Origin of the sequence: Pseudalkalibacillus sp. R45 (genome assembly GCF_052246725.1) — a bacterium.
In the GTDB taxonomy this organism is placed as follows: Bacteria; Bacillota; Bacilli; order Bacillales; family Fictibacillaceae; genus Pseudalkalibacillus.
Map to the genome: position 1 here is coordinate 1 of NZ_JBQQCL010000029.1, position 20,262 is coordinate 20,262.

The window sequence follows — 20,262 nt, forward strand, 5'->3', positions numbered from 1 at the left end:
TGGTTTCCACCGTTATGATAGGTTACGCTTACGGATCTTATTACATCATAAAAATAAAGAATTGGATTTTCAAGTAGGTTAAGGGATAGGAGCAAGAACTCCTACCCCAACATTTGACGTAGAACCTCTAAAAGATTGTTGTTTTTGAGTCATTATTAAAAACCACCTTGTGCAATTTGATTGGATAGCAAGGTGCGAGACTCCTGAGGGCTCACCGCACGCCCCGCAGAAAGCGAGCATCCTGGAGCTGAAATCAACGACTTTCAAAAGCAACAAAGTTTACGAAAACAGCCTTTATATAAGAACTTAAATAGTGTTATTCACTCATCCCCAATAGCCAGCCCAAATTTTGAAAAGGTTCTTGTTCATTTCCATCCCTTTATCCTCTAGAGCTTGAAACGTGTTATTGAATTGAAGGCCTTCCAATACGATCACGCCATCGATTTTATTTTCATGAAATAGCCGATAGATTTCTTTGCTGGTGTCAGTATCAGTTGTATTAATATAGCAGTAAACCTTCATATTACTGACCATAGAAACTTCCTTGAATTCGTTACATGCTTCGAAATTACCCAAAACAATGATCTGGGGATCACGTCCTGAATTGCGGGCTTTCTTTACAGATTTTTTTATATAAGTGGAAGCAACGACCCAATCTTCATTATAAGGTTGTTTTTTATTGCTTATGGAATCAGGATGTATTCTGTATTGATATAGTTTCTTGTTGATTTTGTGGATCGGACCTACTTCAAACATCCTCATCCACAAATCGTAATCATAGCAAATTTTATAAGAGGAATCATAACCGCCAACTTCCTTAAAGATTTTCTTTGAAAAAAGGACGGATCCATGACATAAAGGGTTGATGTAGAATCTATATGCTTTCATATGCTCACTTGAAACGAGAAAATTACCGAATTCCTCGGTACGTAATCGTTTAGACGGAATTTCTTTATTACCGCTCATGCATTCTTTAAGTGTCCCGATTGCTGCTAGATGAGGATGTTCCCGTACATAAGCTGCTTGTTCTTCCAGTCGGGTGGGCATGCTTAGGTCATCTGCATCTTGGATGGCGATCCAATCACCCGAAGCATTTTTGATTGCAATGTTTAAAGCATTCGCAGCACCCTTATTTTTCGGAATGTGGATGATCCTGACTCTAGAATCTTGTACGTCTTTCAAAATCTCAGCAGTATTATCAAGTGAACCATCATTGACGATGATGAATTCAAAGTTCTGATAGGATTGATTTAAAATGCTTTCTATCGCTTCTTGTAAATAATGTTCCCCGTTGTATACAGCCATTACGACAGAAATGAGCATATCCAGTCTCCTCACTCATTTTTGTAGTATGTATATTACTTCATTTACCGTATATGTCACTACAGGGGATGAATGCAAAAAGGAAACCTCTTCGATACTTAAATTCGAAGAGGTTTTTATTTATGCCACAACTTTTTTGAAGTGTGGGAATGAGTAAATTGGGGAATAGTTGACTCCATAAAGATCTGCCCAATTTTAATCTTTGAAATGCTTTTCCAAGCTAATATGACCCTATTTCAATATATTAAAATCAGGAAATCTTGAGTTTGTTCAAGTTTCGTTCACGAATGTTGTTTGCTAAATGAAGTTGTAGAAGCTTGTCCAACTCTTGGCTGCATTTAAGGGTTTCGCTAGATGACATACCATAAACACGAGCTGTCTCTAGCATTTGTTCTCTTTTTCGTTCGATTGTGTGAACTAACATTTTTTTACCTCCATACCAAAGTTTCGAGTTGACCTTGTACATTATCTTACAAAAACAAGATCTATGGAAGTCTTTCGCCGAAACTTCTAATGATTCGACAATAATAGAATTAAATTAACAAATCATACAAGTAGCATTTAGATAAAAAGTCATAGATGGATTAGGAGATGATCGAATGGGTAAACAGGAAGATTTGGAAAAGAAAAAGGGATTGCCCCCTGGATCATTAGTGTATGTAGGGGATGAAGAGGCTTCTTTTACAAAAGTCTCTTTAATTGATTATAAAGGTGATGCATTAGATGAAAAATCTGTCGATACGATCCAGGAAGCATTAGCGTACGCAGAAACAGACAGCGTGACCTGGATTAACATCGAAGGGCTTCATAATAAGGAGGTATTTAAAGGAGTCCGCGATGATTTCGGGGTACATCCATTACTCATAGAAGACATATTGAATACAGAACATCGCCCAAAGATCAATGTCTTGGATAATTATGTGCTGATGATTTTGAAAATGGTTTGGTATGATCGTGAAGAAATTGATATCAATGAAGAACAGATCAGTATCCTTGTAAAAGATCAAACGATTATCACTTTCCAGGAAAAGGAGGGGGATGTGCTGTATCCTGTTCGGCAAACCATTCGACAAAATCTAGGGAATATCCGAAACATGAGTGCAGGGTATCTGGTCTATTCCATTTTAGATGCGATCGTTGACCAGTACTTGATCGAATCTGAACGAATTTCATCTGATATTGAGCAGGTAGAAGAGGAAATGGTCTTGCACCCCGATCAAACGGTTCTGCAAAAGATTTATAATTATAAGAATGTAGGGATGTATCTTCGAAAACAGGTATGGCCGGTTAAAGAAATCATAACAGGGCTTGAAAAATCAAAAATCATTGATTTGAATACAGGCTTTTATCTAAAGGATGTATCCGATCATGTCATTCATGTGATGGATATGGTGGAAATGACACGTTCGATGGCGACCAACCTGTTGGATGTCTATTTTTCAAGTGTAAGCAACAAGATGAATGAAGTTATGAAAGTATTGACGATCGTTTCAACGATCTTCATCCCGTTCACATTCATTGCCGGAATCTATGGGATGAACTTTGAGTATATGCCAGAATTGGATGATAGATGGGCATATCCGATTGTGTGGGGTGTCATGATTGCGATGACTTTGGGTATGATCCTCTTTTTCAAAACAAAACGGTGGTTCTGATGAATTGTCTAACAAATAAAGGAATAAAGTTGATATAATGGGAGGGCATTATTAATACGTAATAAACGGAAGTGAGCCTATGACGAAGGAAGATATTCTGACTGGAATCAAGGAAAAGACTACGCTCAGACCACTTGTTCTGGCAGCGGTCATTTTGGCGATGTTCATGGCCGCCATTGAGGGTACGATCGTTTCAACCGCCATGCCAAGCATCGTCGCTGATTTAGGTGGCTTCAGACTATACAGCTGGGCGTTTTCAGCTTATCTGTTAATGCAGGCTGTGACGATATTGATTTATGGAAAATTATCCGATTTGTTCGGTCGAAAACCCGTTTTCACATTCGGTATCAGCATGTTCATGATTGGTTCGTTGATGTGCGGTTTTGCCGGGACGATGGAAATGCTTATCATCTCCCGTTTAATCCAGGGATTTGGTGCTGGAGCAGTGATGCCGATTGCAACCACGATTGTTGGCGATATGTATACGATGGAGGAACGGGCGAAAATCCAGGGGTATTTAGCGAGTGTCTGGGGGATTTCGGCTGTTCTTGGACCAGCTCTAGGCGGGTTCATTGTCCTTTACTGGGATTGGGCGTGGGTTTTCTGGCTTAATATACCACTCGGCATCCTCGCGATATTAGGAACAAATTTATTTTTACATGAGGACATCGAGAAGAAGAAACATAAGATTGATTACATAGGCGCATTGTTGATTTTCGTTGCTGTCAGCAGTTTGATGATTGCCTTGATACAGGGCGGTGTCTCACTTCCTTGGACGTCGTGGCAAATCATTGGGTTGATCGGAACCTTTGCTGTAAGCTTCTTATTGTTCATCATCCAGGAGCGTCGTGCTGCTGAACCGACTATGCCTCTCAGTATTTGGAAGGATCGGTTGATCACATTAGCGAATCTTGCTTCACTGACCACTGGTGCAATCTTATTCGGTATTTCTTCTTTTTTACCGGCTTATGTCCAGGGTGTCATGGAGGAGTCTCCTCTAGTTGCAGGATTTACCCTTACCACCATGTCGATCGGCTGGCCGATTGCCTCTACCTTGGCTGGAAGATTGATCATAAAGCTAGGTTTCCGGACGGTTGCTCTCGGTGGAGGGATCGCACTTGTTTTGGGATCGCTGTTTTTTGTTGCTCTTGATCCGGTAAAAGGACCGATTTGGGCTGCCATCGGTTCATTCATCATCGGTGTAGGAATGGGGCTTTCGACTACGACCTTTATCGTTTCTATCCAATCATCGGTTAATTGGGAAAAACGAGGAGTCGCAACAGCGTCAAATATGTTCATGAGGATTCTTGGAAGTGCGATCGGAGCAACGCTTTTAGGAGGTATTCTGAACAATCGGCTTCAAAATTACTTAGAGGAACATGGAGCGGATTTGGATGAATCATTATCAATTGATGCAGCAAACATCCTTCTGGAAAAATCGCAGCGGGATAAATTATCCCCAGAAACCCTTGAGATTTTACAAGAAGGTTTGACGTTCTCACTTGATAGTGTCTATATCGGAGTTTGTATATTAGCTACCATAAGCTTTCTGTTAATTGCATTTCTCCCAAAGAAGGATGAGCAGAAACCTGAACAGAATTAAAATGAGCGGACTACACACTGGTCCGCTCTTTTTCCTTATTGTGTTTCAAGGAATTCGATTCGATTTTGAAAAGGATCGAAGAATGAAAAGCGTTTCATTCCTGGAATCTGTATTTCCTCTTTAATTTTGACATCATGTGCTTGCAGATGATCTTTTATCCCATCAAGATCTGCTATTTCAAATGCAGGATGTCTCTTGCTTTTTTCCGTATAAGGTTCCGTTCCAATATGCAATTCGATGTCCGCAACCTGGAACCATAAACCGCCATTCCTTTTCAATGCTTCCGGTTTTTCGATTTCTGTCATTCCCAACACCTCGCTGTAAAACCTGTGAGCTTTCTCCTCTTCACCAGTCGGTATACAGATTTGAACATGATGAAGTCTTTTGAATTTGATTTTCATCCTATAAATTCCCCCCTAGAAACTGATAGATCAGTTGAATGAAAAGTAACACCGTGATGATCCGTAAGATCAATTTCACTACAGATTTTGATAATTTACCAGCAAGCCGGACGGCGACTTGAGCTCCAATCAAAGAACCGATGGATAGTGGGATTGCTACATCCCAACGGACATATCCTGTTACATAGAAACTGATGAAGCCTCCGAAACAGCTTAGAAACGTATTGAATCTTGTATAAGCGATGGTACGAAGGTAAGAGATTCCTTGATAAAAGAAAAGGTACATTTGGAAGGTTGCCTGACCTGGTCCGAACATGCCATCATAGGTGCCGATTCCGAATAATCCCGGATAACTCCAAAACGATAATTTTTCATGTCCATTCTCTTGTTGTGGCGGTTTCTTGATGAAAGAGATGAGAAAAGCGATAACCAATAGGCAGATTCCGATGATGATCATCGTCCGTTCCGTTAGTGACGATGCAATCAAACCGCCAATGATTCCTCCAATAAAGCTGAAAGGGGCGATTTTCAAAGCGGCGTTCAGCTTTACTTCCTTTCTTTTCAAGAGGACGAAAAAACTTGAAAAGGAACTAAGCATATTGGAAAATTTGTTAGAAGCGATGGCATTATGAACCGGGATTCCAGCCAACAGCATGGCTGGCAGATTTATGAGGCCACCGCTTCCAGCGAGTGTGCCGATGAATGTAGCCACAAAACCGATAAAGATTAATAGGAGAGTCATAATGGTACCTTCTTCCACTTTAGCGTCTATTGTTATCATATGGGAAAGTCAGCTATAATAAAATAACGGTTTTTTTATGATCTATGATAAGAATAACTTATCAGTGAAGGTGTGAATAGTGCATGCAGATGACAGAATTTAGAGTATTGAACGTTTTGGCTGCCGAATTGAATATGCGTAAAGCCTCTGAACGGCTTTATGTCTCCCAGCCAGCTCTGAGCCAGAGATTGCAATCGATCGAACAAAGATGGGGAGCCAAGATTTTTATACGATCCCAAAAAGGGTTGACGCTAACTCCAGCGGGGGAAAAGGTCATTGAATTCGTTAACCAGACCCTCCAAACCGAAGAGGATCTGCAGGATGAAATTTTATCGCTTGGAGACGTCGTACATGGAACGTTGAAGATTGCCGTTGCATCGATTATTGGTCAATACTGGCTTCCAAACGTTCTGAAGGAATATGTGGAACAGTTTCCGAATGTGAAAATTTCACTTGTAACAGGCTGGAGCAGCGAAGTCCAGCGGCAGCTGTTCAGTGATCATTACCATGTGGGGATCATCCGGGGTTATCCAGATTGGAAGGGACCAAAAGAGCATTTGATGAGTGATGAGCTTCATCTCGTCGATACGAAAATCCAATCTCTTGAGGAGTTGAATGAAACTTCCAGACCTTTCATCCAATTCAAGAGCCATTCCACCTATTATCAAGAGATACAGGACTGGTGGGTGAAGAAATTCAAGTCTCCGCCAAAACGGACAATTGTTGTCGATCAGATCGAAACATGTAAGCAGATGGCATTGAATGGTATTGGTTATGCGATCCTGCCTTCAATAAGCTTGACGAGGCAAGACAGGAATATCCATACAATCCCGATATTGAATGAGCATGGTGAACCTTTGAGCAGGGACACTTGGATCATCAATAGCGAGGCTTCCCATCAATTGAAGCAAGTCCGAGCATTCATCGATTTGATCAAGTCGATGAAACAGAGAACGTAATACTTAACATCCGAAGGAAAATACGATAAAATGAACGCGATTGAAAGAAAAACGAGCCTATAGGAGGATACACACATGAAAATGATGGATGCAAACGAAATTATCTCGTTTATTCAAAATAGTGAAAAGTCTACACCCGTAAAAGTACATATCAAAGGTGTTTTGGAAGGCATTGATTTCGGATCAAATACGAAATCATTCATTACAGGAAATACCGGAGTACTTTTCGGTGAATGGAAAGAAATAAAGGAAGCAATCGAAATGAATGAAAAAGCGATTGAAGATTACGTGGTAGAAAATGATCGTCGTAATTCAGCGATTCCTTTGTTGGATCTTAAAGGTGTACAAGCGCGCATCGAACCTGGTGCAGTCATCCGTGACCAAGTAGAAATCGGAAAGAATGCAGTCATCATGATGGGTGCGATGATCAATATCGGTTCTGTTGTCGGTGAAGGTACGATGATTGATATGAATGTTGTACTTGGTGGACGTGCGACAGTTGGGAAAAACTGCCACATCGGTGCAGGTTCAGTCCTAGCCGGTGTTATTGAACCGCCTTCAGCAAGCCCAGTGGTTGTTGAAGATGGTGTTGTCGTTGGAGCGAATGCGGTCATCTTGGAAGGTGTACGCGTCGGTGAAGGCTCTGTTGTCGCTGCAGGAGCGGTCGTTACAGAAGATGTACCTCCAATGTCCGTGGTTGCTGGTACACCAGCTCGCGTAATCAAGAAGATCGATGAGAAGACGAAAGGGAAGACTGAAATCAAACAAGAGCTTCGCCAATTGAAAGAAGACTAATAAAGGGGAGAGCGACACATGATGCCTCTCGAACAACTAATACAAATCCGACGTGAATTGCATCGGATTCCTGAGCTGGGTTTTCAAGAGGTGAAAACCCAGCAATTTTTATTAAATTACATGAGTACGCTTCCTCAAGATTTTCTTCAAATCACAGAGTGGAGAACAGGGTTGCTGGTGAAAGTGATTGGTTCTGCTCCTGAACAGACGATCGGTTACAGAACCGACATTGATGGATTGCCGATTAGCGAGGAAACCACTTATGATTACCGTTCTGAACATCCTGGAATGATGCATGCTTGTGGGCATGATTTTCATATGACAATCGCTTTAGGTGTATTGACACATTTTGCAAAGAACCGCCCGAAAGACAATCTGGTATTTGTGTTCCAGCCGGCTGAAGAAGGTCCTGGGGGAGCATTGCCGATGCTTCAAAGTAATGAATTTAATGCCGTACGTCCGGATATGATGGTTGCATTGCATATCGCTCCAAATCTTCCAGTAGGAACGATCGGTATTAAGGAAGGGTTGCTGTTTGCTAATACTTCTGAGCTTTTCATCGATTTAAAGGGCAAGGGAGGGCATGCAGCATATCCCCATGAGGCGAATGACATGGTAGTGGCGGCAAGTCACCTAGTCACACAGCTGCAAACGATTGTGTCGCGGAATATGGATCCGCTCGATTCTGTGGTAGTGACCATTGGTAAAATTACAGGCGGAACCAAGCAGAATATCATAGCAGAAAACGCTCGAATCGAAGGAACGATCCGTACACTATCTCCAGAAGCGATGACTATTGTGAAGAAACGGATTGAGGCACTGGTAAAAGGCATAGAAGCCGGTTTTGAGTGTCAGGCTGTCATCGATTATGGTGCGAACTATTATCAAGTCGATAATCATCCAATACCTACAAGGGAATTTTGTGAGTTCCTAGAGTATAATCTGCCTCTATATCCAATACGCGTTGTTGATAAAGCAATGACAGGGGAAGATTTCGGTTATTTCTTGAAAGAAATACCGGGATTCATGTTTTGGCTCGGTGTGGAAACGCCATATGGCCTTCATCATTCGAAAATTGAACCCCAAGAAGATGCGTTAGAAGTAGCGACCACTGTCTTGATCGGTTATTTAGAAGATAAAATGAAGTAAGTAAGTAGAGTCCCGATATGGGGCTCTTTTTTACTTCTCTTTTCGTAAGGCTCTTTTCGTGCATACTTTGTTGCTCTTGCACTTAAAGAAAGTATAAAATACTTTCTTCAGTATAAGGGCAACTAAGGCTCGACCTACAAAAGGCTTGGTCTCGCCAAGTTTTCTTTAAAAGGCGTTGATTTCCGCTTCAGGTGCTCGCTTTCCGCGGGGCGTGCGGTGAGCCCACTCGTGCCTGGCGACCTCAGGAGTCTCCTTTTCAAGGAAGCATTTGTGCTCCTGCGTCTACAAGAAAGTCCTGTCGAAGCGAGCTTCCTCGTCGCATGCCTTGCGAGGAGATTATTCAGGTAGTAGGCACGCTGATCCCGCAGGACAAGAAAAGCTTCGGCAGCGTTACATCGCACGAAGAAAATGCAATTTTCATTTTCGAGGAGTCTCGCACCTTGCTCTCCAATCAACTTGCACAAGGTGATTTTTAAAAAATGACTCAAAAGCAACAATCTTTTAGAAAAGAGCCTTTAGTAAAGATTGTTGTTTTTCACATTTCGATTGTAAGGGCGTGGTACTATACTCCCTTTCCAAGGGCGACAAAGCGTAATTAACCAGAAAGAGTCTAGCAAAAAATTAACGGACAGCAGAGTCGTTAAATGAGAACAAACCGGCTGATTTACGATAAAAGTCTTGAAATAAGGTCCCTAGTGTCCGTTAACGATTGTTCTGAAAATGTTGGGATCTCAGAATAGAAATTGTTTCAGAGAGCAGTTTTTCAATCTTCCATATTATGTATAGCACTCCTTTGATGAGGTTACATTAACAATATTCGCAGAGGAGGTGGATGAAATGCCAAGAATCGGAGTAGAACAATCGTTGACAGATGTACAAGAGGCATTGCAAAGCAAAGGATATGAAGTAAAACAATTACGCCAAGAACAGGATGCAGAAGACTGTGATTGTTGTGTGATCACTGGCCAGGATCAAAATGTAATGGGGATCCAAAATGCCGTTACAAAAGGTTCAGTAATCAATGCGCACGGCTTTTCGGCAGATGAAGTTTGCCAACAGGTTGACCAACGTTTGAACCAACAGTAGGGGATAGCATCAGCTGTCCTCTTTTCTTTTTCCAAATGTACATAATGGGTATATTTGGGTATACTTAGTTCTCTAGATAGTTTTGTGGTTTGAGAGGGAATTGTACATATGAATCTTCAGAATATAGGTATTCCTGAACAATTTAAAAGAATTGTATTGACACCGCCAAGAATTTTAGCGTTTTCTTTTATCGCATTGATTACGCTTGGAACATTATTGTTGAAATTACCGATAGCCACCGAGGAAGAGATTACCTGGCTGACCGCGTTGTTCACATCGACCTCAGCTTCTACGATTACCGGACTTGTTGTGGTAGATACAGGTTCCGTTTACACGCTGTTCGGTGAAATCGTCATTTTATGCTTGATACAAGCAGGCGGTGTAGGAATCATGACCTTTGCGGTGTTGATCGTCCTGATGCTAAGTAAAAAAATAGGGATACGATTCATGCTTTTGATTCAGCAGGCACTCAACCAGTCATCATATGGGGGAATTCTCCGGTTGGTTAAAGTTTTGTTGATTTTTGCATTCGTTTCAGAAACGATCGGGGCACTGATTTTGATGTCTTTGTGGGTACCGGAAATGGGGTGGAAACAGGGAGCTTATGCAAGTATTTTTCATAGTATCTCAGGTTTCAATAGTGCTGGCTTTTCCATATGGTCCGACAGTCTGATCAGTCACAATAACAACCCAGTTATTCTAACGGTCATCTCCACTTTATTCGTATTAAGCGGGTTAGGATTTACAGTCATACTCGATCTTTACTACAGCAGGAAGTTCAGGGAACTTTCCCTGCATTCGAAACTGATGATCATCGGTACGGTGGTAATTAATTTTATCGCATTAATTGTCATTTTCACACTCGAGTTTACTAATGTTAAAACGATCGGTCAGATGACACTCTCGGATAAATTGTTCAATTCTTATTTTCAGGCGGTGACTCCAAGATCGGCAGGGTTGAACTCCGTGGATGTAAGTAGTATGGAAGATGCTTCAGTCTTTTTCACAATCATCCTGATGTTCATCGGTGCAGGGAGTACCTCGACTGGCGGAGGAATCAAATTGACCACCTTTATCGCTTTATTGCTCTCAGTTGCGACCTTTTTAAGAGGGAAAAGTGAAGCGGTCATTCTCGGGCGTACAATCAGTGATAGTACGATCATCCGTGCATTTGCTATAACTGTCATCTTGCTGGGTATATTATTTAGTACTGTTTTCATCATGATGATTACGGAAGACGCATCCTTCATTGAAATTTTGTTCGAAGCGGTCTCGGCGATTTCAACATGTGGTCTTTCGATGGGGATTACGGGTGAATTATCATCAGTCGGACAACTCGTCATCATTCTATTGATGTATTTTGGAAAACTTGGACCTCTCACACTGTTATTCATCCTCGCGAAACCGACTATTCGCCGCAAAGTCCGTTACCCATACGGTGAAATCATTACAGGTTAATCTGATAATCCATAAAAAGCCCCGTCAAGCTGTAGTCAGCCTGACGGGGCTTTTCTTATATGGGTGCCAGGTACACTTTTGCAACTCAACAGCGCTAAGGGTTCTGAAAGTGTACCTGGCACTGATTAATTTTCCTTCTTTACCCAGTTGTCGTTTTCATTTTTTTCGTATTTTTCTTTCACGGCATTCCAGGCTACTTTATGTGCGGTTTTTTCCTGGTCATATTGTTTACTGGCTGAATTGAATGCTTCTTTATAAATTTCTCGTGCATGCTTTGGTAGATTGTTTTTGACTTGATCAGGAAGTTCTTCGTGAGAATCATATGGCATAAAAAGCACCCTCCTTTTGTCAAGAAGGGTACCCGGAAATTCGGTCATATAAACATTATTGATTTTCGTTTTTGTGAACGTAGACTTGATGTGGGAACGGGATTTCGATGCCGTTTGCGTCCAACGCTTCCTTCAGTGCTTTGCGGAGTTCTCGCTCAACGCCCCATTGCATATCATTCCTCGTTTTTGCAATCACACGGAGGACTACATCAGAGGAACCTAGCGATTGTACACCAAGGACATTTGGACCTTCAATGATATCTTCATTCGTAACGGCGATCCGGTCACATGCTTCTTGCAAGACCCCAATCGCTTTATCGATATTGTCATCATAAGAAATGCCGATATCCACCAACGCTCTCATATTTCCTCGAGTGTGGTTGCTGATGGCACTGATTTCACGATTTGGAACGTAATGCAGGGTTCCGTCAAATCCACGGATGTGTGTCGTCCTCAACCCTGTGTCTTCTACGATGCCATCAAAGCCAGCTGCCGTTACATAATCACCAACGTCTAGCTGTTTTTCCAATAGGATGAAAAAACCGGTGACAACATCACTCACAAGGCCCTGGGCACCGAATCCGATTGCTAAACCTATGATACCTGCACCAGCTAATAGACCTGTGACATCTAATTCAAAAGTTCCCATGACTGCCACTACTAAAATAAAGATGAGTGCGTAAGAAAAGACGCTTTTCGTAATACTTTTCAGTGTAATTGCTCGACCGGCTGACATATTGTTGCGGTTCTGTACTTTTTCAAATGATGTGTTGATGATTCGGTTACCAATCGCTTTTACGATTAGAAACGCAATCAAGATGAATAGCAACTTCAACGTAAGTATTCCAGCATCTTTCAAAATCTCAGCCCAATCAATCTTCGATAATAATTCTTCCAAGTTATCAGCTCCTTGACTCTAGTAACAGACTAGTAATACTATAACGAAATTTGTGAGTTTGCCGCAATTGATAAGACATATAATGAGTATATCCTTTGAGATGGTGATCGAAACACGTTAGAATAAATAGTGGACATGCTTAAAGCGTTTACTTACAGCTATTTTTGGTTATAGTAAGCATGTCGAGCATGCTATATTAAATTAATTCTCATTTAACATTGACTATTAACTAGAGAAAGACTATAATATAGCATGTACAATAATTGTGAGGAAAGAGCGGCTTAAGTGCCGATCTTACATTAAAAACATTTTTTTGGAGGGATTACGAATGGCAGAACGTATGGTAGCAAAACAAGCACCGCGCTTCGAAATGGATGCGGTACTTCCAAACAAAGAATTCGGAAAAGTAAGCCTTGAAGAAAACATGAAGAATGACAAGTGGACAGTCCTTTTCTTCTATCCAATGGATTTCACATTTGTTTGCCCTACAGAAATCACAGCAGTGAGCGATCGCTATGATGAGTTTGAAGATCTTGATACAGAGGTCATCGGTGTATCAACTGATACGATCCATACTCACTTGGCTTGGATCAACACGAACCGTGACGATAACGGATTAGGCGTATTAAAATACCCATTAGCTGCAGACACGAACCATAAGGTCTCTGAAGACTATGGCGTGCTGATTGAAGAGGAAGGTGTAGCACTTCGTGGATTGTACATCATCAGTCCAGAAGGCGAGCTCATGTACTCTGTTGTCAACCATAACAACATTGGACGTGACGTAGACGAAACACTACGTGTCCTTCAAGCTCTTCAAACTGGTGGACTTTGCCCGGCGAACTGGAAGCCAGGTCAAGAAACACTTAACGTTTAATGGTGATTTTGAGATAGAGCCTAACCTAGCGTTAGGCTCTATTTTTTTCTTCAAATAAATTCAGAAAATTAGTTCAATTAAAGGTTGTGTAATAGAAACCGATATGAAATAATAAGCATCTTAAATACAGATTTTACAATTTCTTTTTCGAAGATCTTTCCAACATTTATAGTTAATTTAAGCAAAATTATGGTTATTTATTTCGGAATCCGTTATATTATTTATATTATGACTTTTTAAACAATACATAAAAAAAGGCAGGTGCTTTTGTGGATACTTTTAAACGTTTGAAAGAATTTTACTGGCCTTATCGTAACTATTTCTTACTATCCGTATTTTCATTATTATTTGTATCAGGTATCACCGTCATATATCCGATACTGCTGCAGTTCACGATTGATGAAGTGATCATCAATGAACAATACAGATGGATACCTTACCTGGCGATCGGCTTCATCATTGTGATGGCGATCAAAGGTACAGCTACCTTCTTCCATCAGTATTTAGGGGATTTATTCGGTGTCACCGCGGTCTATCGACTAAGGGAGGCATTGTATAAAAAACTGCAGTACTTACCGTTCAGATATTATGACAATGCGAAGACCGGAGACCTGATGTCGCGTTTGACTGCTGATGTCGAGGGGTTTCGGTTCTTTTTATCCTTCGGGTTCGCACAAGTCATCAATTTCCTATTGCTCGTATCCTTCAGTTTAGGTGTAATGTTCTACTATTCTATTCCTCTTGCATTCGTCACTTTGGGCATGCTGCCATTTTTAGCTGTCGCTGTCTACCGTTTCGATAAGAGAGTCCATCCGGCATTCCGGGGAATACGAAAGTCGATGGGGCGTTTGAATACAAAAGTCCAGGAGAATGTCAGTGGAATCAATACGATCAAATCCCTTTCACGTGAGGACTTCGAAATCGGAAAATTCGTCAATAACAATAAGGATTACCGTGATAACTATTTGAACACTTCAGATATTTGGGCGAAGTATTTCCCGCTCATGGAAATGATCGGGAACCTATGTGTCGTTTTCTTGCTCTCTTATGGTGGATTCCTAGTCTTCAACAACCAATTGAATCCTGGGGAGCTTGTCGCATTCTTCAGTTTGGTCTGGTATATCATCTGGCCGATTATGAATCTTGGTTTTGTAATTAATACGTTTTCCCAATCAAAAGCTTCGGGTGAACGCCTTCTGGAAATTCTTGATGAACCGGAAGATATCCAGGACAAAGAGGACACGATGCATATCGACGAGTTGAATGGAGATGTCGAGTTCGCAAATGTTACTCATAAATACGCAAGTGAAGAAGAATATGCACTGAAAGATGTATCCTTCAAAGCGTCAAAAGGAACCACGATTGGTCTTTTAGGTGCGACTGGTGCAGGTAAAACCACCATCACTCAACTGATTTCAAGATTCTATGAACCAAAGGAAGGAAATGTATTGATTGACGGCAGGGATATCAAAGAGTATTCCATCAAATCGTTAAGAAAGAATGTGGGTGTGGTTCTACAGGAAACATTCCTATTCTCCTCATCAATTAGAGACAACATCGCATATGGTGATGCCGACATTGAGTTTGAAAAAATCGTTGATGCTGCAAAAAGAGCTCAAGCACACGATTTCATCATGGAGCTTCCGGATGGGTACGATACCATCCTCGGTGAACGGGGCATGGGGCTATCCGGTGGTCAGAAGCAGCGGATTGCAATTGCGCGTGCCATTTTATCTGATCCTAGTATTCTCATATTGGATGATGCGACAAGTGCAGTTGATATGGAGACAGAGTTCAAGATTCAGAAGGCTTTCAGAGAAGTAATGAAAGGCAGGACAACATTCATCATCGCGCATCGTATCTCTTCTTTAAAGCATGCAGATGAAATCCTTGTGCTAGAAGACGGGCGGATTGCACAACGTGGTACACATGAAGATTTGATCAATCAGGAAGGAATGTACCGCAGAGTTTATGACATCCAATATAAAGATAAAGCAGCAATAAAAGAAAGACAGACAGGATAAGGAGGTGGTACGATGAGCAGCAATACGAAAAAAAGATTTCATTATTCACAGGATCAAGCGATTGAGAAACAATTCAACTGGTCACAAATGTTACGCCTTTTTGGGTATATAAAGCCATATAAGTCGAACTTATTGCCGAAATCAATTATTGCGATGTTGATTTCAACAGCAGTTCGCCTGGTCGTACCGATCTTCATCGGGGTATTGCTTTTCGACCATGCAATCAAAGATAAGAACGAAACCCTACTCATACAATTGATATTCGGAATAGCAGGACTCTACATCTTAGCTTGGATTGCGAATACATTCCGGATCAAATGGACGAATCAATTAGGCCAATACATCATTTATGATATTAGACAAGGATTATTCAAGCATATCCAAAGGCTTTCACATCGATTTTTCGATCAACGGTCAGCAGGATCGATACTGGTCAGAATTATAAATGACGTCAATTCATTACAGGAACTTTTTACGAATGGGGTTATCAATCTATTGATGGACTTCATTCTTCTGGTAGGGATACTCGTCATCATGTTCTTCTTAAGTCCAGAGTTGACGTTAGCAATCATGATTGTCTTGCCGATCATGTTTTTCATCTCAACAAAATTACGACGTAACATCCGTCGTTCATGGCAGACAGTCCGGATCAAACAGGCGAAGCTCAACTCTCATTTGAATGAAAGCATTCAAGGAATCCGGGTTACGCAATCCTATACACAGGAACAAGAAAACATGGGATTCTTCGAAGGTGTAAATGGGGAGACCTTTGAAAGCTGGAAGGATGCCACTCGGAAAAGTGCAGTATTCCGTCCATTCGTAGAAATGTCCAATGCAATTGGAACTGCCATCCTGATCTGGTATGGTGTGTATTTGATCCAAAATGGAATGGATTATGGTGTGTTCGTAACCTTTGCCTTCTATCTAGGAATGTTCTGGGAGCCGATATCCAGAATGGGGCAAGTATATAACCAATTGCTGGTTGCGATGGCTTCCAGTGAGAGGATCTTTGAATTTTTGGATGAACAGCCAAATGTGTCAGAACGGAAAGACGCGATTACCTTTGATGAAATTGATGGAAAAATTGAATTCGATCAAGTTGAATTTTCATATGATGAAAAGCGTAAAGCACTGAATGGAATAGACTTGACGATTGAAGCGGGTGAAACAGTCGCTCTTGTTGGTCATACTGGGTCTGGTAAAACAACGATCGCAAACCTTATAAGTCGATTCTATGATCCAACAAAAGGCTCTGTAAAAATCGACGGTGTAGAATTGCGGGATGTAAAGCTGGATAGTTTGAGACAAAAAGTAAGTGTGGTGTTGCAGGACACATTCATTTTCTCGGGAACAATCATGGAAAACATCCGTTTCGGACGTCCTGACGCGACAGATGAAGAAGTGATCTATGCAGCTGAAGCAGTCGGAGCAAGTACATTTATTGAAAAACTGGAAAATCAATACGAGACTGAGGTTGAAGAGAGAGGAAATGTCCTTTCTGTTGGGGAGCGTCAATTGATTTCCTTTGCACGGGCGTTGCTTGCGGATCCGCGGATTTTGATTCTGGATGAAGCGACAGCGAGTATCGATACTGAAACGGAATTGAAAATCCAGAATGCATTGCAAACGTTGCTTAAAGGCCGAACAGCAATCATCATTGCACACAGGCTATCAACAATTCGTGAGTCCGATAACATCTTTGTTCTCGATCACGGGAATCTCATCGAACAGGGTAACCATGATTCACTCATGCGCCAAAAAGGAGAATATTACGATCTGATCGTTTCTCAATTTAAAATGCTGGATGCGATGTAAAAGTGGGAGACCACGAATGGCTTTGAGGCTGTTCGTGGTTTTTTCATGCACGATCAATAAACCCATAAACGATGTTGTTGAGATAAATAGCTAATTCAGACATGAAAACATGGATAAAACCACGAGGCGGACAGCTTAAATCATTAGAAAACGTAACCAATGACGTCATAAGTCTAAAAAACTTAAGCTAAGTCAAAATAAGTCTAAAAAATTATAATTAAGTCTAAAACGACCTTCATATGTCTAAAAACCTGCTAAATATGTCCAAAACTACAAAAATACACTTATTGCTCAACACTTCACAAACTAACCTCAACCTGATAAAATAACAGCCAGAATAACCTTTGTGATGTTATTCACAAAGGTTTCACATGATTAGAATCATTTTGTAACATCTGTTTGCTATTTTCCGTTTGTAGAAGATTATAAATAGGGTAAAGTAACAGTAATAAACTAGTGTTTATCTTGATTGTTTATTTCAAACGAAATTTACGACACTCCTGCGGGAACAGCGAGCCTGGTGAGACCCCACAACGGATTGTCCAAGTTCGTAAGGAGGCTCACGGTTCGCCCGCGGAAAGGGAGTGAATATCCGTAGAAATCAACATCATTCTTTAACAATGCCTTAAAGAAATGGACAACCTGGCTCAATCTCCTGGAAAAAGAGGAGCTTAGCTAGATTTTTTGGATCATGTATTTCAGAGGGGGAATTCGAGCGTGCCAGAATTAGATAGCGTTATGCTCAGTCGTTTATTGACAAGTTTGACACTAGGATTTCATATTATTTTTGCAACCCTCGGTGTTGGAGTCCCATTGCTCATCAGTGGGGCAGAGTGGCTAGGTATCCGAAGAAAGGATAATCATTACCGATTACTAGCTCGACGCTGGACGAGAGGTTTCGTTGTGACGGTGGCGGTAGGTGTTGTCACTGGTACATGTATCGGTTTGCAGTTGTCCTTATTATGGCCAAGTTTCATGGAAGTGGCAGGCCAGGTGATTGGACTGCCGTTATTCTTAGAAACATTCGCCTTTTTCTTTGAAGCTATCTTCTTAGGTATTTATTTATACACGTGGGACCGGTTTAAAAATCCTTATTACCACTGGTTGCTCTCAGTACCTGTGGTAATCGGAGCATCGGCGTCGGCATTTTTCATTTCAACCGTAAATGCCTTCATGAATTCACCTAAAGGGTTCAAGTTGGAAAATGGGGAGATCACTGAGATCCAGCCATTGATTGCGATGTTCAATCCAGCTACACCTACTAAGGCAGCGCACGTGATATCATCAGCGTATTTAACTTCAGCATTTGTTTTAGCAGCGATAACCGCCTTCATAATCTTGAAAAAAGGAAATAATGAATATTATAAAAAAGCGTTGCATTTTACGATGGTGACAGGTTTTGTCTTTGCAATCTCGACTGCTTTGATTGGTGACTTTTCCGGGAAGTATCTCGCTGAATACCAGCCTGAAAAATTAGCAGCTGCTGAATGGCACTTTGAGACGGAAAAAGGAGCAGACTTGATTGTTGGCGGTGTACTTGATGAGAACGGAGAAGTGAAATATGGATTAAGGCTCCCGAAATTTTTAAGTATCCTTGCACATGGAGACCCCAATGCGGAGGTCATCGGCTTAGAAGAGTTTCCGGAAGATGAAACTGCGCCGCTCTTCATCCATTATCTCTTTGTTATGATGGTCGGAATCGGGATGTTCCTGCTGGCTTTATCTGCTCAATATATATGGTTGTATAAATGGAAAAAAGGAAACCCCTATTCTAAATATCTTTTGATGGCGATTGTCGTATCTGGACCACTGGCAATGCTGGCCATTGAATGTGGCTGGATCTTCTCGGAAGTAGGAAGACAGCCATGGATCCTGTGGCATGTAATGCAAACTTCAGAAGGGGCGACCACAAGTGAACACGTCGGCTCGATGTTCATTTTATTCTTCGGTCTTTATGTCGTCTTGGGTTGGATTTGTACAACGGTATTGTTGAAAATGTTCAGGAGTAACCCGGCAGAAACTGAATTTGAAGAAATGGATCGATAAGGAGGGGATTAGATGGAAATACAATTACTCGGCATCACGGTACTGTGGATCTTTCTTTATGGATATCTGATTGTGGCATCGATTGATTTCGGAGCTGGTTTTTTTGCCTATTATGGAAAAATCACAAAACGGGATCACATTATCAATTCAATCATCAGCCGTTATCTATCCCCTGTTTGGGAAGTCACCAACGTGTTCTTTGTCTTCTTTTTTGTAGGACTGGTAGGTTTCTTTCCAAGCACAGCCTATTATTATGGGACTGCCTTATTGGTTCCAGGGAGTATAGCTTTAGTATTACTCGCAATCAGAGGTTCATTTTATGCTTTCGGAAATTATGGATCAAAGGATAGTAATATCTATACCTTTCTATATGGGGCTACCGGATTGTTGATTCCAGCCTCCTTATCAACCGCGCTTACGATATCAGAAGGTGGATTCATCTCAGAAGAAAACGGGACTGTCGTCTTTCTTGTACAAGAATTGTTTACAAGCTTTTACTCCTGGTCAGTCGTATTCCTTGCAATTGTAAGTGTATTGTATATCAGCGCCATGTTCCTAAGTTTTTATGCGTACAAAGCGAAAGACTGGGCAGCACTAGAGATTCTTAGGAAATTTGCGCTCTTTTGGAGCCCGCCAACGATTCTTGCAAGCTTTCTTGTGTTTCTTGCCTTACGTGACCATAACATTGACCATTTCAATAAAATGATTGATTACTCATATATGTTCATCATCTCCTTTATCTGTTTTAATATCGCAGTATGGTTGGTTTATAAGAACAAACGGTATGGGACAGCGTTCATTTTCGTCATGCTGCAGTTCTTGTTTGCATTTTTCGGGTATGGTGTCTCCCATCTGCCCTACATTTTGTACCCGTATATCACACTGGATACTGGGTTCACAAACGAAACGATGGGAATTGCTCTGGTCATCGCTTTCATCGCTGGATTGTTTTTGCTCATACCTTCTTTGTTCCTTTTGATGCGTATGTTCCTTTTTGATGCTAAATATGTTGAAGGAAATCGAGAAAAATAATTTCAAATTATGGTACAATGTGATGAGATTG

General features: G+C 41.2%; 19 protein-coding genes. 13 read left to right on the plus strand and 6 right to left on the minus strand.

All coding sequences use genetic code 11. The features are described from left to right. Nucleotides 1-324: 324 nt before the first annotated feature. Together ACTWQL_RS23560 and ACTWQL_RS23565 are read right to left on the minus strand one after the other, a co-directional pair. Nucleotides 325-1,323: a glycosyltransferase family 2 protein gene (locus ACTWQL_RS23560; protein WP_443144801.1), complete on the minus strand. Its 999-nt coding sequence runs from the start codon at nt 1,321-1,323 to the stop codon at nt 325-327. Nucleotides 1,324-1,573: 250 nt separating this feature from the next. After that, on the minus strand, nt 1,574-1,747 hold the full coding sequence (locus ACTWQL_RS23565) for an aspartyl-phosphate phosphatase Spo0E family protein (RefSeq protein WP_261133804.1): 174 nt from the start codon (nt 1,745-1,747) through the stop codon (nt 1,574-1,576). A 175-nt stretch (nt 1,748-1,922) separates the two neighbouring features. Here ACTWQL_RS23565 and corA point away from each other — a divergent pair, with 175 nt between their 5' ends. Both corA and ACTWQL_RS23575 read left to right on the plus strand, forming a co-directional pair. Next, nucleotides 1,923-2,978, plus strand: coding sequence for a magnesium/cobalt transporter CorA (gene corA, locus ACTWQL_RS23570; RefSeq protein WP_443144802.1), 1,056 nt, complete (start codon nt 1,923-1,925; stop codon nt 2,976-2,978). Between the two features lie 79 nt (nt 2,979-3,057). After that, nucleotides 3,058-4,581 carry an MDR family MFS transporter gene (locus ACTWQL_RS23575; protein WP_443144803.1) on the plus strand — a complete coding sequence of 508 codons (1,524 nt, stop codon included), beginning with the start codon at nt 3,058-3,060 and terminating at the stop codon, nt 4,579-4,581. A 35-nt stretch (nt 4,582-4,616) separates the two neighbouring features. Here the strand turns inward: ACTWQL_RS23575 and ACTWQL_RS23580 are convergent, their stop codons facing one another. Then, on the minus strand, nt 4,617-4,982 hold the full coding sequence (locus ACTWQL_RS23580) for a VOC family protein (RefSeq protein ID WP_443144804.1): 366 nt from the start codon (nt 4,980-4,982) through the stop codon (nt 4,617-4,619). Nucleotide 4,983: 1 nt separating this feature from the next. Then, complete coding sequence (locus ACTWQL_RS23585; RefSeq protein WP_443144805.1) at nt 4,984-5,724, minus strand: sulfite exporter TauE/SafE family protein; 741 nt, start codon at nt 5,722-5,724, stop codon at nt 4,984-4,986. Nucleotides 5,725-5,846: 122 nt separating this feature from the next. On the opposite strand from ACTWQL_RS23585, the gene ACTWQL_RS23590 reads away from it, so the two are divergent. The 6 genes from ACTWQL_RS23590 (at nt 5,847) to ACTWQL_RS23615 (ending at nt 11,210) form a co-directional block, all read left to right on the plus strand. Further along, a complete protein-coding gene (locus tag ACTWQL_RS23590) occupies nt 5,847-6,722 on the plus strand; it encodes a LysR family transcriptional regulator (RefSeq protein WP_443144806.1) in 876 nt (291 codons plus the stop codon). Nucleotides 6,723-6,797: 75 nt separating this feature from the next. Continuing rightward, nucleotides 6,798-7,517, plus strand: a complete 720-nt coding sequence (gene dapD / locus ACTWQL_RS23595; RefSeq protein WP_443144807.1) for a 2,3,4,5-tetrahydropyridine-2,6-dicarboxylate N-acetyltransferase — start codon at nt 6,798-6,800, stop codon at nt 7,515-7,517. Between the two features lie 21 nt (nt 7,518-7,538). Continuing rightward, nucleotides 7,539-8,666, plus strand: a complete 1,128-nt coding sequence (locus tag ACTWQL_RS23600; protein ID WP_443144829.1) for an N-acetyldiaminopimelate deacetylase — start codon at nt 7,539-7,541, stop codon at nt 8,664-8,666. A 320-nt stretch (nt 8,667-8,986) separates the two neighbouring features. Continuing rightward, a complete protein-coding gene (locus ACTWQL_RS23605) occupies nt 8,987-9,142 on the plus strand; it encodes a hypothetical protein (RefSeq protein ID WP_443144808.1) in 156 nt (51 codons plus the stop codon). 361 nt (nt 9,143-9,503) lie between these two features. After that, the gene (locus ACTWQL_RS23610; RefSeq protein WP_261133810.1) at nt 9,504-9,752 is read left to right on the plus strand and encodes a YkuS family protein; all 249 of its coding nucleotides are present in this window, start codon (nt 9,504-9,506) and stop codon (nt 9,750-9,752) included. Nucleotides 9,753-9,860: 108 nt separating this feature from the next. Next, nucleotides 9,861-11,210 (plus strand): TrkH family potassium uptake protein, encoded by a 1,350-nt coding sequence (locus ACTWQL_RS23615; RefSeq protein WP_443144809.1) that lies wholly within the window; start codon nt 9,861-9,863, stop codon nt 11,208-11,210. Between the two features lie 125 nt (nt 11,211-11,335). Here the strand turns inward: ACTWQL_RS23615 and ACTWQL_RS23620 are convergent, their stop codons facing one another. Then, nucleotides 11,336-11,539: a ChaB family protein gene (locus tag ACTWQL_RS23620; protein WP_443144810.1), complete on the minus strand. Its 204-nt coding sequence runs from the start codon at nt 11,537-11,539 to the stop codon at nt 11,336-11,338. Nucleotides 11,540-11,594: 55 nt separating this feature from the next. After that, entirely contained in the window at nt 11,595-12,437 is an 843-nt protein-coding gene (locus tag ACTWQL_RS23625) for a mechanosensitive ion channel family protein (RefSeq protein WP_443144811.1), read from the minus strand. Nucleotides 12,438-12,765: 328 nt separating this feature from the next. Here ACTWQL_RS23625 and ACTWQL_RS23630 point away from each other — a divergent pair, with 328 nt between their 5' ends. From ACTWQL_RS23630 to ACTWQL_RS23650, 5 genes are all read left to right on the plus strand, one after another. Continuing rightward, nucleotides 12,766-13,314, plus strand: a complete 549-nt coding sequence (locus ACTWQL_RS23630; protein WP_443144812.1) for a peroxiredoxin — start codon at nt 12,766-12,768, stop codon at nt 13,312-13,314. A 269-nt stretch (nt 13,315-13,583) separates the two neighbouring features. After that, nucleotides 13,584-15,338 (plus strand): ABC transporter ATP-binding protein, encoded by a 1,755-nt coding sequence (locus ACTWQL_RS23635; protein ID WP_443144813.1) that lies wholly within the window; start codon nt 13,584-13,586, stop codon nt 15,336-15,338. A gap of 12 nt (nt 15,339-15,350) precedes the next feature. Next, on the plus strand, nt 15,351-17,153 hold the full coding sequence (locus ACTWQL_RS23640) for an ABC transporter ATP-binding protein (RefSeq protein ID WP_443144814.1): 1,803 nt from the start codon (nt 15,351-15,353) through the stop codon (nt 17,151-17,153). A gap of 717 nt (nt 17,154-17,870) precedes the next feature. After that, nucleotides 17,871-19,199, plus strand: coding sequence for a cytochrome ubiquinol oxidase subunit I (locus tag ACTWQL_RS23645; RefSeq protein ID WP_443144815.1), 1,329 nt, complete (start codon nt 17,871-17,873; stop codon nt 19,197-19,199). Nucleotides 19,200-19,211: 12 nt separating this feature from the next. Further along, a complete protein-coding gene (locus ACTWQL_RS23650) occupies nt 19,212-20,231 on the plus strand; it encodes a cytochrome d ubiquinol oxidase subunit II (protein ID WP_443144816.1) in 1,020 nt (339 codons plus the stop codon). Nucleotides 20,232-20,262: the final 31 nt, after the last annotated feature.